We start from the raw sequence: 12,091 nt of genomic DNA, 5'->3' as shown, positions 1-12,091 counted from the left end.
ACTTTTCGTACAAAGCCTAGTCCGGGGGTGACTCGCAGAAATTGCCCTCTTCCTGTAGACTGTTGCGGCCATTGAGTTACTAAAGACACTCGATAAGACCTCATGCTTACCCTGCAAAACATGATCTGGCTGCCTACGCCGCCATAGCGCTTCGCCCCCCGCATCATCTGTGACTGCTTGCTCTGCCAGCGGTCGCGTTCTGCTGTGCTTTAGGTTTTAACACCCGCCACAGCTCCTCTACATCCGACAATTTGACCTCGTATCGACCAGCTGCACATGGCCTGCGCCATGCTGTTCTGCGCGATCCATTGCCTTGGGAATTCTGATGCTCCACTCGTTAAAACAAACCTGGTTATCCAACATCCGTGGCGACATCCTCGCCGGTATTGTGGTCGCACTGGCCCTAATCCCTGAAGCCATCGCCTTCTCGATCATTGCCGGCGTCGACCCCAAGGTCGGCCTGTACGCCTCTTTCTGTATCGCCGTGGTTATCGCCTTTGTCGGTGGTCGCCCCGGAATGATCTCGGCCGCAACCGGTGCAATGGCACTGCTGATGGTGACCCTGGTCAAGAACCATGGTCTTGAATATCTGCTGGCCGCCACGCTGCTATGTGGCGTGCTACAAATCGCTGCTGGCTACCTGAAGCTCGGATCGCTGATGCGCTTCGTCTCGCGCTCGGTGGTGACCGGTTTCGTCAATGCACTGGCGATCCTGATTTTCATGGCTCAGCTGCCCGAGCTGACCAATGTCACCTGGCACGTCTACGCCATGACAGCCGCAGGCCTCGGCATCATCTATCTGTTCCCCTATGTCCCCAAGATCGGCAAGCTCATCCCATCGCCGCTGGTGTGCATCATCGTGCTGACCGCCGTCGCCATGTCGGTTGGGCTGGATATCCGCACGGTCGGTGATATGGGTGAACTGCCGGATACGCTACCGATCTTCCTCTGGCCTGACGTGCCGCTGACATTCGAGACGCTGGCCATCATCTTCCCTTATTCGGCAGCACTGGCTGTGGTCGGTCTGTTGGAATCGATGATGACCGCGACCATTGTCGACGACCTGACCGACACCTCCAGTGACAAGAACCGCGAGTGCAAGGGTCAAGGCGTGGCCAACATTGCTTCGGGCCTAATCGGCGGTATGGCAGGTTGCGCGATGATTGGTCAGTCGATCATCAACGTTAAATCCGGCGGTCGTTCTCGTCTGTCCTCCCTGGCCGCAGGCGTATTCCTGCTACTGATGGTGGTATTCCTCGGCGACTGGCTGAAGCAGATCCCGATGGCTGCGCTGGTGGCAGTGATGATCATGGTGTCCATCGGCACCTTCAGTTGGGATTCGCTGCGCAACCTGAAGAAGCACCCGTTGTCGACCAACATTGTCATGGTCGTCACCGTGGTGGTCGTGGTCGCCACCCACAACCTTGCCTTCGGCGTGTTGGCCGGCGTACTGCTGGCCGCGATGTTCTTCGCCAACAAGGTTGGCCATTACATGGCGATCAGCTCTTTGCTGGACGAAGCCGGCGAGCATCGTAGCTATAACGTCACCGGCCAGGTGTTCTTCAGCTCGGCAGACAAGTTCGTCGCGGCCTTCGACTTCAAAGAAGCCCTAAACAAGGTAACCATCGACCTGAACCGTGCTCACTTCTGGGATATCACCGCCGTTGCCGCTTTGGACAAAGTGGTCATCAAATTCCGCCGCGAAGGCACCGAAGTTGAAGTGCTGGGCCTCAACGAAGCGAGCGCCACTATCGTGGATCGCTTCGGTGTTCACGATAAACCCGACGCCATTGATCAACTCATGGGCCACTAAGAAGGAGAACAACAATGACCCAAGTAATTGCCTGTATAGACGCTTCCGCCTCGGCTCCAGCCGTGTGCGACTACGCGGCCTGGGCCAGTCTGAGCCTGGAAGCCCCGCTGACCTTCCTGCATGTGCTGGATCAGCGCCAGTACCCGGTTACGGCCGATCTGAGTGGCAATATCGGCCTTGGCAGCCGCGAGCATCTGCTCGATGAGCTTGCTTCCCTGGATGAACAGCGTGGCAAGTTGGCCCTTGAACAAGGGCGGATCATGCTTGCGGCCGCAAAAGAGCGGGCCATTAAGGATGGCGTGGCCGCGCCGGAGTCCAAGCAACGTCATGGCGATCTGCTGGAAAGCCTGCAAGAGCTGCAAACCGAAACGCGCCTGCTGGTCATCGGTCGCCAGGGCGAATCTAGCGGTGGTCTGAGTCAGCATGTCGGAAGCCAGCTGGAGAGCGTGATCCGTATCATGCACCGACCGATTCTGGTCACCCCGGCCAACTTCCAAAAGCCTGAGAGCGCGATGCTCGCCTTCGATGGCGGCGCTACTACCCGCAAGGGTGTGGAGATGCTGGCGGCCAGCCCCCTGCTGAAGGGGCTGCCGATCCACCTGGTCATGGTTGGGCCCGTGAGCGACGAATCGTCGGCGCAGCTGGACTGGGCGCAGAAAGTGCTGCTCAACGCCGGATTCACTGTTCGCGCCGAGGCCCTGAACGGCGAGATAGAGCCTACCCTCCACGCCTATCAGAAAGAGCATGGCATTGATCTGCTGGTGATGGGGGCCTATGGCCATTCACGTATCCGGCAGTTCCTGGTCGGTAGCACCACGACCAGCATGCTCCGCACCACCACCAGTCCGTTGTTACTGCTGCGTTAATGTCCATGGACGACGCCCTGGATCTTGCCCATTTCAAGACCCTGCTGGAACAGCGGGCTGCCGAGCTGGATCAATTGCTGGAAGACGCTGAGTCTCGCTCGCAATCGGTAGAGCTGGATCAAAGCAAGGTAGGGCGTCTGTCGAGAATTGATGCACTCCAGCAGCAAGCAATGATGGCTGGTGTAACCAATGCGGCGAGTTGATCGCCTCGGGCCGTCTGGAGTTCGATCCGGCCACGCCATTGTGCATCACCTGTGCGAGTCGCACCGAGTCGGATTGAAATCGTCACGACTCGTGGCGTCAGCCCAAATAACGAGGCTCCTAATGTATTTGATGGCTAAAAACTGGCTGAGCCGAACACGGAAAGCAAGCGCTTGGATGTGGGCACTGCTGTGCCTTGTGTTGCTCACCGTATTCCAAGTCCGCACCCATCACCTTGATGATCGTTTGTACTTCTGGATAAAGACCAGCTGGCACACCGACGATTGGCAGGAGCGCTCTGTGTGGCTGCCTGGCTATCGGGTTGAACTGGATGCTAAGGCGGTCCCCGGTGTGGACAACAATCTTTCGGGTCTGACCTTTGACCCTGACCTAAACCTGCTGTGGGCAGTCACCAACGGCCCAAACGAACTATTGGCCCTTAGTCGTGACGGTGATGTGGAAAGGCGTTACAACCTGGATGGCTTCCACGATGTGGAGGCGGTCTCCTATGCCGGCAACGGCCAGCTGGTAATCGCCGAGGAGCGCCGGCAGAGCCTGGTTATTGTGGATGTCCCCATCGCCGAAGACGGTAAGCTTTCTCCCGATCGTTCATTGAGCCGGGACCAGTATCCAGCTCTGACCCTGGCGCTTGGCAAGGAGGACAACAAAGGCCTTGAAGGGCTCGCCTACGACCTGAAAGGTGATCGCTTGTTTGTGACCAAGGAGCGTGACCCTCGCCAATTGCTGGAAGTGGGCGGCCTTCGTGCCAGCCTGGCAGGAGGTTTTTCCCTGCACGTGCGCGACCTGTCCAACTTGGTAAAGGACAAGGTATTTGCCACTGACTTGTCTTCGGTCGTCTTCGACCAACAGAGTGGCCATCTCATACTGCTCAGCGACGAGTCGAAACTGCTGATTGAAATGACCGATGAGGGCAAGGTGGTGAGTTTCCGTTCCTTGGCGAGGGGTTTTGCTGGTTTGCTGAAAGGCATACCCCAGGCCGAAGGCGTAACCATCGATGATGAAGGGTATTTGTACGTGGTCAGTGAGCCAAACCTGTTCTATCGCTTTACCCGTGAACCAGATTGACCAGCCAACAAGCTACTGTCGGGCGTGGTCGGGACACTTGAGCTGTTAGCGTACGATTTTTTCCGAATTCTGCGGGCTCCCCTAAACGAGTTCGGCGCCGGCTTCTTCGGTGACTGGTTTGGCGACTTTGACGGCCTGGAAATCTACGCCATCCTCGCCGCGTGCCCGTGCACAGAATTCGCCACCAGTGGCGCCCGACACTTCGCAGCCAAAGACGCAGACGGGCGCACGGTTGCCGCCGTGCAGCTCGTTCACCAGACATTGCGCACCATTGAATATTTCCGGCCTGCTGTATGGGCCATCGAGAACCCGGTAGGCCGGATCGAGAAGCTGGGCGGTCTGCCGCCGTGGCGCCTGGCCTTCGACCCGCACCACCTGGGCGACCCGTACACGAAGAAAACCCTGCTTTGGGGCCGCTTCAATGCAAACCTGCCCATTGCCCCGGTCGAGGCCTCGGACGGCTCGAAGATGCACCGCAAGTTCGGCGGCAACCGCCTCGCCACCAAGAACGCCCGCAGCGCAACCCCGGAAGGGTTTTCCTACGGCTTCTTCATGGCCAACAACGCCCAGGACAACCCGGCGCTGGCCATAGCCTACAAATACGACCGACTCGACGCCGGCCTGCTACGCGCTGCGCTCGATGCTAATGTGAGCGCCCGCGAGATCGACGAGCTGGTGGCGGATGCTTACTACATGGACATGGACGATAGCGCTGCCGAGTCAGCGCTACGCCAAGCGATCTCTACACAGAACCCACCTACATAGGACTGCCGTTATGCCGAAACCGAAGCGCCCAAATATGACCCTGCGCGAGCAGGAGGATGCAGCCAAGATCCAGTGTTACGACTGGAACGCCCAGCACAAGGAAGGCGTGACCGTGACCTATGAAGAGTTGCTTGGCTCGGGCGAGACGATCCAGACCAAAACCTGCGGTCGAGCATTCGTCATGTGCTGCGAACCGGTCATCATGGTGGAGGATGTTTCGGGCGCGGTGTCCCTGGACCACTGCACCGTTGTCGCAGAGGAAGCCGCGTAGATCCCAGCAAATGCCTGTGCAGTAAACGGTCGTTTTCTGCACACTTCAAAAAAAGCGCCCAGGGGCGTTTTTTTTGGGGCATAACTGTTAACTTTCTCGTAAACTTTTCAGTGTCTACATTAGGTGTACGGAAATTGCCATGATGAGCAAACCTATCCCGACCACGCTGTACGTGTACCGTTGCACCGCATGCGGCCATGCTGGCCAGCTACACCTGGCCGAAACCGCTGCCGAGTTGACGACCGCTTGTACATGTTGCGGGGCCGAGGTCGTGGCCGAGTGGGATGGCGGCGTGGTGCTATCGACCGGCAAACCAGGCCAACCACATGGAGGTGACCATGCGTAACGGCAAAGACTCTTCAACCCTGGACATATTGACCGGAGGCCTGCGCATTGGGTACGCCCGAACCAGCAAGCAGGACCAGAACCTGGACCTACAGCGAGACGCGCTTGTCGCCGCTGGCTGTACGCGGATCTATGAGGAACAGATCAGCGGGGCCAGGGCCAACCGGCCCGAGCTGGAGCAGATGCTAAAAGCACTCCGCCCAGGGGATACCGTTGTCGTGTGGCAGCTTTCCCGCTTCGGTCGCAGCCTCTCCCACCTGCTCCAGCTCATGGCGCAACTGGAAGCCATGCAGGTTCGGTTTGAATCGCTCACCGAGCACATCGACACCAGCACGGCGGGCGGACGGATGCAGTTGAACGTCTTCGCCACCCTGGCGGAGTACGAACGCGAGCTAAACCGCGAACGGACCATGGCCGGCCTGGAGGCCGCCCGCGCACGTGGGCGCAAAGGGGGTCGCAAGCCGACGCTTGGAGCGAAGGAGATCCGCGATATCAAGATCCTGCTGGCCGATCCCTTGACGACCGTCAGCGACGTGGCCGCCAGGTTCAAAGTCAGCAGAACCACCATCTACAAGTATCTGAGCAAGGAGGCCCAGCATGTCGTCCAATGAGTTGTTTGATATCGATCCCGACCTGGCCACCTCGCCACTGCCGAAACGTCGCTCAGCGGCCAAAGCCCCCTTGGTCGGGCAGGACGCAATCAACATCGACAAGTGGCGTAAGCGCATCGAGGCCGAAGCCCGACCAGGCGAAACCTACCAGCAGGCGGCGGAGCGGCTGAAACGCGAAGAGGCCAAGCAGCCGAAGGACAAGGCACCAGGGCGCGAGGCGGTGAAGGCCTCAGCGGGCCGCAAGCAAGTTGTGGTGCTCGAAACGCAGCTCGATTTCTGGATTGCGACCGGCCTGCCGGCGATCCCCAAGGACGAGCGGCCTACGATGGAGCACCCGATCTACGCCGTGGAAGATGGAGACACCAGGCAGATCACTTACGAGCACAACGGGAACAAGATCGAGATCATTCCCAGCGTTGCCGGTCGGGCGACCCAGCATGACAAAGATATCGTGCTGTTTTGCGTGTCGAAGCTGGTGGCCGCGATCAACGCCGGCATAGCCGTATCACCGACTATCGAGACGACCGCCCACGAACTGTTGAGCTTCACGCGCAGCAGTACCAGCGAGCGCGGCTATGAGCTGCTTAGCAAGGCGTTCGACAGGCTCACCGGTACTCGCATGCGGGCCACCTTTGAGTCGACGAAAGACCGTGACGGCAGCCGGCGCTGGGTTGGTCTGCTCGATGACGTGGAGATCATCACCAGGGGCGCCAAGAACCGCATGTGCGCCATTCGGATAAAGGTATCCGACACCACGTTTAACGCTGCGAAGGCCATGGATGTACTGACCATTCCGGGCGACTATTTTGGGCTGCGTAGCGCCATCGCCAAACGCATCTATGAGCTTTGCCGTAAGCATTGCGGCGACCAGGGGCAATGGAAAATCGGCCTGACTCTGCTGCAAAAAAAGGTAGGAAGCGCCCAGGCCGAAAAGAAGTTTCGCGCCAAGGTAAAGGAGCTGGCCGAGGCCGGCAGCTTGCTCGACTACTACATGACCTACTTGCCCGACGAAGACGCGGTGCTGTTCTTCAACAAGTCCGACGCCGGCAAAGCGGCCTTGCTCAAAGCCACGCGCAGCGGTATCAAGAAGCCACGCAAAGCCAAGGCCGCTCCCGCTGCATGAGTCATGGCAATTCGTCACTCCAGGGACCGGAAGGGGTCAATCCACTGATGTGTAAGGGTTTTTCTCTATTGATTCATGCGTTCTTGAGCTGTACCGCAGCCCCTTCGGGGGCTTTATCTGCGCATTCGTCACTCCAGGGACCGCGCCCAATTTCGCGGCCTAGCCGGTTCGTCACTCCAGGGACCGCGATTCGTCACTCTAGGGACCGCCGATTCGTCACTTCGGGGACTGGGGTTCGTCACTCTAGGGACCGCCTATTTCGTCACTCCGGGGACCAGAACCACCCGCCAGCCCAGGTAAATCAAGGCCTCGCAAAACGCTAACAACGCGCGCGCGTATTAACCCTTTAACTTAAACCTTTAACGGCCTTGATTTGGCTTGGCTTGTGGATAACTCACGGGTAGCGTTCGACACCGGCACCGTGCACACCGAGCCGGCCCACCAGGCCAACCCCTCCCCTTTCTGCTGCTGCGCTCTGGTGCGGTGGCTTGCCCGCCGCGCTGGAGCGGAGCCAACAAGGCCGACTGGCCGCGTTAGCTTGTATTGTATTTTGTAGTATGTTGTATGATACTACACGCTACAACATACAAAGGAGCACGCCCCATGGCACTCACCAAAGAAATGATCTGGAAAGCCGCCGACGAACTGGACGCTGACGGCACTAAGCCCACCCTGGCCAACGTGCGCAAGCGCCTGGGTGGCGTCGGCAGCTTTACGACCATTCAAGAGGCCATGAGCGAGTGGAAGAACCGCAAGCAGCAGGAGGCCCAGCCACTCATCGACCCGCCACCGCCTGCCCTGGCCCAGTTGCTGGAGAACTTCGGCGCCGATATCTGGAACCTGGCCCGCGTTGCTGCCGACCAGGCCCTGGACGGAAAGCGCCGGGTGATCGAAGAGAATGCCGCGCAGATCCGCGAGCAGGCCGAGGAAGCGATTGCATTGGCCGACAGCATGGATGCAGAACTGAACGACCTACGCGCCAAGATCGCCGGCCTGGAGGAAACCGCAGCGCTGTACCGCGAGCTACAGGCCAACTATCACGCCCTGGAAGAACGTGCCGAGCTGGAGTTGAAGCACCAGAAGGAGCACAGCGCTCAGGAGATCCACCGGGCTGTCACCAGGGCCAACGAAAAGGACTCCGAAGCTATTGAGGCACGCAAGACCGAACGCCAAGCCCTGGACCGCGCAGCACGCGCCGAGGGTCAGGTAGAGGCTCTGGAAAAACAGCTTGGCCTGGCTAAAAAGGGCAAGTAACTCACAGGCGAAATGGAGATCAATCACATGGATAGCACTATGCAAACTACGCAACGCAAAGCCCTATATACCTGGGCCTGGGCAATCTGGATTGGCTTTGCCGCATGGCTGGCTTATCACAGTCCCATGCAAGAGACGGGCTTCGATTGGCTCCTGTTCGCCTTTGTCGTAGTCACCCCGAAAGGCTTCCGGGGCGCTCTGTACGTCTCGACGGAGCGTCAGAACAGATTCAGCGAGGGTTACACCGCCAAGGACAAGCGCCTGGCCCTGTACTGGTTTTTAACCCTGCTCTTGTTCGCCATCAACCTGGGCCGATCCATCATCGACATGACCAGTTGATCACTATCAGCACTGCCCAAAGCCCGCCATGCGGGCTTTTTCTTGCCTGCCGGCAGCGGCCAGGCGCTCGCACCGGACAGACTCGGGCAAGCCTCGCTAGTCAGCCACGCGCACCAGGCTCTACGGGAATTCGGGGAATTTTGGGGAGGGGATGCAGGAGGGCCAGAAATGGCGAAGCCCGCTGCACGGCAATGCAAACGGGCCTCTAGTGCTCTGCGAAGGAGCGCATGCGAGCAGTATAACGACGCACCCCGGCATGCTCAATTGCTCCTATGACATATGTTCGACATATGTTAGAATTCTCTCAGAGATTGAGGGAGGTTCCGATGCTCTACCGTTGCTTACCTGCATTGCTCTTGGGGACCACGCTCAGCGCTCAGGTTCAGGCCGCCGACTGTAGGTTGTCGTTCCAGAACGGCGCGATCCTTGACTTACCCGTGGCAACCACCGAAGCCACCCAGGCGCAGGGCCTCGCCGGTCGAGCAGATCCAGGGCGCGGCATGCTGTTTCTCTGGACTACGCCGGCAGTGCGGTTTGTGTGGATGAAGAACACCCCCGCCCCATTAGAGGCAGCTTGGATCGGAGCAGACGGGGTTATCCAGAGCGTGCAGGAGCTGGAGCCAAACACAACCGTCAAGCATTCATCATTGCGGCCCGCCCTCGGCATTATCGAGGTGCCACGCGGCCAGCTTGCAAACCTGGGCATCGAGCGCGGCAGCACCATCACCGCCTCAACGTGTTTCAACTTGTAGGAGGTTCCCATGCGTACCGTTTCCATTTTCATGAACTGCCGAAACCAGGCGATCCGCATCCCCCGGGATATGGAGTACCAGGGCGTTTCCGAGCTGGAGATTATCCGCGACGGCGAAACGCTGATCCTGCGCCCTGTGCGCCCCTCTTGGGCATCGTTGCGCGACGTGGCGGCCGCAGATCCTGACTTTCTGACCGAGCGAAAGGATGTGATCGAGGAAGGCCGTTTCCTGGGTGATTTCACATGAGCAAAAAGACGTACATGCTCGATACAAACATCTGTTCATTCATCATGCGCGAACGCCCCGACGCGGTACTGGCCAAGCTGGAACAGGCAGTCACCAATCAGCACCGGATTGTCGTTTCGGCCATCACGTACTCCGAAATGCGCTTCGGGGCCGCCAACCCCAAGGCATCGCCCAAGGTGGCTGCGATGGTCAACGCCTTCGTGGAGCGCCTGGACGCTATCCTGTCCTGGGACGCCGCCGCCGTAGATCAAACAACGCAGATCCGCACCACCCTCGCCCGTCTGGGCACGCCAATCGGCAACAACGATGCAGCGATAGCCGGCCATGCCCTGGCCGCTGGGTGTGTGCTGGTCACGAACAACACTCGCGAATTTGCTCGCGTGCCTGGCCTAGTCCTTGAGGACTGGACCCAACCCACCACCAAGAGTTGATACGCCATGACTGAGCTGGAACAAGCCATTATCGATTGCGCCCAACTGCACCTCACTCAGTTGAAAGGTGCGCTTACCCTGCCCGATGGCCCCGAACGGAGCGACGGCTTTACCTCGGCATGGTGGCAGCTCACCGGCCTGGCCCAGCTTGCCGAGTTCCACAGCGGGCTTAGCCAGCCCGCCCGCGATCAGTTGCGCGCTATCGACCGTGAGGCCGCCCAGGCCGTCAGCAGCAACCGCGAGTCGTCCGGTACCGCGCAGTTTGCCGACAGCATCGCCATCACACTGGCCGACCCCACCGCCTCGAACTGGCTCAAACAGAGCCTCAAAGGTGCCTTGGAACGGGATAGCGCGGACGCCGCCAATGACGCCCATGTGCTTTTCGAACTGCTGGCCCACCGCAGCGAGAAAGAGTTGCGCGCCGCCGCGCACGCCGTCGCCGGCACACCGGAAACGACCATGGCTGTGCGCTTTGCAGACGGTCGCACTGGCACGCTGGACGTGTCCCAGGCCCGTCACACGATCATCACTGGCGACAACTGACAGGAGGCCCCAGGCATGGCAAGGCCGCGTATTCACCTCACCCCAGCGGAAGCGGAGGCCAACGGCTGGCTTTGCTGCCGTGACCTCAAGGCGCGCCACCGACTAATGCCGGGGTATAGCACCCGGCCTGCCGGCAGCGTCTGGCAAGGCCGCGGGGCCTACGATGTATACGATCCCGCCGATTGCGTGCCCTGGAAATGGGAGCCGAGCGCGGCGCAGCTTCGGCGGAAGGCCGTGGCCGCCCGTGCCCAGGCGCTGATCGGGGGGGATTGTCTGCTGCTGGACACTGAAACAACGGGCGTGGGTGATGGCGACGAGGTGTGCGAAATCACGATCCTCGACGCGAGCGGCACGCCCCTACTCAACACGCTGATACGCCCGACTCAGCCAATTCCAGCGGAGGCCACAGGGATTCACCGCATCACGAATGACATGGTGGCCACCGCGCCGGCCTGGCCGGAGATCGCAGAGCAATACGCTTCTATCGTCTCGGGGCGGACGGTTGTTGCCTACAACGCCTCCTTTGACGAGCGCCTGCTATCACAAACCCACCAATGCCACGGGCTTGTCGCGCCAACGCTGGCCACCTCTTGCGCCATGCTGCTGTACGCCGAATGGCATGGGGAATGGGTTGAGGGCCGCTATGGGTCTTGGCAATGGCGCTGGATCAAGCTGATCGAAGCCGCCCGAGCTTGCGGCGTACTGGAGGATGGCGCCCACCGTTCCCTGGCCGATGCGCGCATGACCCTGGGCGTGCTGCGTTACCTGCACAAGCGCACCAATGGGCGCAAACCTTCTACCAAACGGAGAACTGAACATGTCCAGTGATTACGATTTCAAGGTTGTGAGCAAGGAAGACGCGGTGCGCTATCTGCTGGTGTGGGAGTCGAAAGGCTATAACCGCCTGCTCGATGTTGTGCGGATGTTCGACATGGAGGATGGCGGCGTTACCGTTGGTTTCATGGACTACGGCAACCCGGATACCGTGGTGATCGTGCCCGAGCACATGAACCGCACGTACACCAAGCAACAGCACGCCTTGGCAGCGGTCGGCGCGATGTTTGATGCGGTCGACGAGTGGAACAAGGTCATGGCCGAGGTGCGCCAGGTCGTCGGCGAAAACTGAGGGAGGCCGGTATGCGAAACGAACCGGAGTTGCTGCCTGGCCTGATCCTGCCGCAGAGTTATCAGGTTGTGCTGCGCAGGCGCCTGGCCGAAGTGAACAACGCCGCCAGCGCGGCGAATTGCTTGATTGCCCAGGCCCGCGCCGAGGGCATGGTGGAGGCCCTGGAGTTGTTGAAAGCGCTGGAACAACAGCAGGTTGAGCGCTTGTATTTGTTGATCGAGCAGGCCACCACAGCGCGCTTGCTGGAGCTGGAGCAGGGTGCCGGCGAGTGATCGGCCTGGCGTCATCCGAGGCATAGCGCGAGGCCTGCGGCCCGGGC

19 protein-coding genes are annotated in these 12,091 nt (G+C 59.8%); all 19 read left to right on the top strand.

What is annotated here, in order from left to right; all coding sequences use genetic code 11:
* Positions 1-325: 325 nt before the first annotated feature.
* The 19 genes from YA0848_RS30270 to YA0848_RS30185 all read left to right on the top strand — a co-directional run bounded on the left by YA0848_RS30270 (position 326) and on the right by YA0848_RS30185 (position 12,044).
* A complete protein-coding gene (locus YA0848_RS30270) occupies positions 326-1,813 on the top strand; it encodes a SulP family inorganic anion transporter (protein ID WP_011645024.1) in 1,488 nt (495 codons plus the stop codon).
* Between the two features lie 14 nt (positions 1,814-1,827).
* A complete protein-coding gene (locus YA0848_RS30265; RefSeq protein ID WP_011645025.1) occupies positions 1,828-2,679 on the top strand; it encodes a universal stress protein in 852 nt (283 codons plus the stop codon).
* Positions 2,680-2,684: 5 nt separating this feature from the next.
* Positions 2,685-2,882, top strand: a complete 198-nt coding sequence (locus YA0848_RS30260; protein ID WP_425335724.1) for a hypothetical protein — start codon at positions 2,685-2,687, stop codon at positions 2,880-2,882.
* Positions 2,879-2,959, top strand: a complete 81-nt coding sequence (locus tag YA0848_RS36820) for a hypothetical protein (protein ID WP_425335727.1) — start codon at positions 2,879-2,881, stop codon at positions 2,957-2,959. The genes YA0848_RS30260 and YA0848_RS36820 overlap by 4 nt, the downstream gene beginning before the upstream one ends.
* 44 nt (positions 2,960-3,003) lie before the next feature.
* Positions 3,004-3,966 carry an SdiA-regulated domain-containing protein gene (locus YA0848_RS30255; protein WP_011645027.1) on the top strand — a complete coding sequence of 321 codons (963 nt, stop codon included), beginning with the start codon at positions 3,004-3,006 and terminating at the stop codon, positions 3,964-3,966.
* 24 nt (positions 3,967-3,990) lie between these two features.
* Complete coding sequence (locus YA0848_RS30250; RefSeq protein ID WP_332874103.1) at positions 3,991-4,731, top strand: DNA cytosine methyltransferase; 741 nt, start codon at positions 3,991-3,993, stop codon at positions 4,729-4,731.
* Positions 4,732-4,741: 10 nt separating this feature from the next.
* The gene (locus YA0848_RS30245; RefSeq protein WP_198731475.1) at positions 4,742-5,002 is read left to right on the top strand and encodes a hypothetical protein; all 261 of its coding nucleotides are present in this window, start codon (positions 4,742-4,744) and stop codon (positions 5,000-5,002) included.
* Between the two features lie 139 nt (positions 5,003-5,141).
* Complete coding sequence (locus tag YA0848_RS30240) at positions 5,142-5,348, top strand: zinc ribbon domain-containing protein (protein WP_198731474.1); 207 nt, start codon at positions 5,142-5,144, stop codon at positions 5,346-5,348.
* Positions 5,341-5,958 carry a recombinase family protein gene (locus YA0848_RS30235; protein ID WP_015272392.1) on the top strand — a complete coding sequence of 206 codons (618 nt, stop codon included), beginning with the start codon at positions 5,341-5,343 and terminating at the stop codon, positions 5,956-5,958. Before YA0848_RS30240 ends, YA0848_RS30235 begins: the two co-directional genes overlap by 8 nt.
* On the top strand, positions 5,945-7,081 hold the full coding sequence (locus YA0848_RS30230; protein ID WP_198731473.1) for a replication initiator protein A: 1,137 nt from the start codon (positions 5,945-5,947) through the stop codon (positions 7,079-7,081). Before YA0848_RS30235 ends, YA0848_RS30230 begins: the two co-directional genes overlap by 14 nt.
* 603 nt (positions 7,082-7,684) lie before the next feature.
* Entirely contained in the window at positions 7,685-8,335 is a 651-nt protein-coding gene (locus YA0848_RS30225) for a DNA-binding protein (RefSeq protein ID WP_198731472.1), read from the top strand.
* Between the two features lie 39 nt (positions 8,336-8,374).
* Positions 8,375-8,674 (top strand): hypothetical protein, encoded by a 300-nt coding sequence (locus YA0848_RS30220; protein WP_198731471.1) that lies wholly within the window; start codon positions 8,375-8,377, stop codon positions 8,672-8,674.
* Between the two features lie 326 nt (positions 8,675-9,000).
* Positions 9,001-9,426 carry a DUF192 domain-containing protein gene (locus YA0848_RS30215; protein ID WP_198731470.1) on the top strand — a complete coding sequence of 142 codons (426 nt, stop codon included), beginning with the start codon at positions 9,001-9,003 and terminating at the stop codon, positions 9,424-9,426.
* 9 nt (positions 9,427-9,435) lie between these two features.
* The gene (gene vapB / locus YA0848_RS30210) at positions 9,436-9,672 is read left to right on the top strand and encodes a type II toxin-antitoxin system VapB family antitoxin (protein ID WP_046094768.1); all 237 of its coding nucleotides are present in this window, start codon (positions 9,436-9,438) and stop codon (positions 9,670-9,672) included.
* Positions 9,669-10,103, top strand: coding sequence for a type II toxin-antitoxin system VapC family toxin (locus YA0848_RS30205; protein ID WP_046094767.1), 435 nt, complete (start codon positions 9,669-9,671; stop codon positions 10,101-10,103). Before vapB ends, YA0848_RS30205 begins: the two co-directional genes overlap by 4 nt.
* 6 nt (positions 10,104-10,109) lie before the next feature.
* The gene (locus tag YA0848_RS30200) at positions 10,110-10,646 is read left to right on the top strand and encodes a hypothetical protein (RefSeq protein WP_198731469.1); all 537 of its coding nucleotides are present in this window, start codon (positions 10,110-10,112) and stop codon (positions 10,644-10,646) included.
* 15 nt (positions 10,647-10,661) lie between these two features.
* Positions 10,662-11,474, top strand: a complete 813-nt coding sequence (locus tag YA0848_RS30195) for a 3'-5' exonuclease (RefSeq protein WP_198731468.1) — start codon at positions 10,662-10,664, stop codon at positions 11,472-11,474.
* Complete coding sequence (locus YA0848_RS30190) at positions 11,464-11,772, top strand: hypothetical protein (RefSeq protein WP_044275538.1); 309 nt, start codon at positions 11,464-11,466, stop codon at positions 11,770-11,772. The genes YA0848_RS30195 and YA0848_RS30190 overlap by 11 nt, the downstream gene beginning before the upstream one ends.
* A gap of 11 nt (positions 11,773-11,783) precedes the next feature.
* Positions 11,784-12,044 (top strand): hypothetical protein, encoded by a 261-nt coding sequence (locus YA0848_RS30185; protein ID WP_198731467.1) that lies wholly within the window; start codon positions 11,784-11,786, stop codon positions 12,042-12,044.
* Positions 12,045-12,091: the final 47 nt, after the last annotated feature.

The organism is Pseudomonas sp. S4_EA_1b (assembly GCF_016307435.1).
Taxonomy (GTDB): domain Bacteria; phylum Pseudomonadota; class Gammaproteobacteria; order Pseudomonadales; family Pseudomonadaceae; genus Aquipseudomonas; species Aquipseudomonas rhodesiae.
Note: the sequence above shows the minus strand (reverse complement) of the source record. Positions and strands in the feature narration are given on the sequence as shown.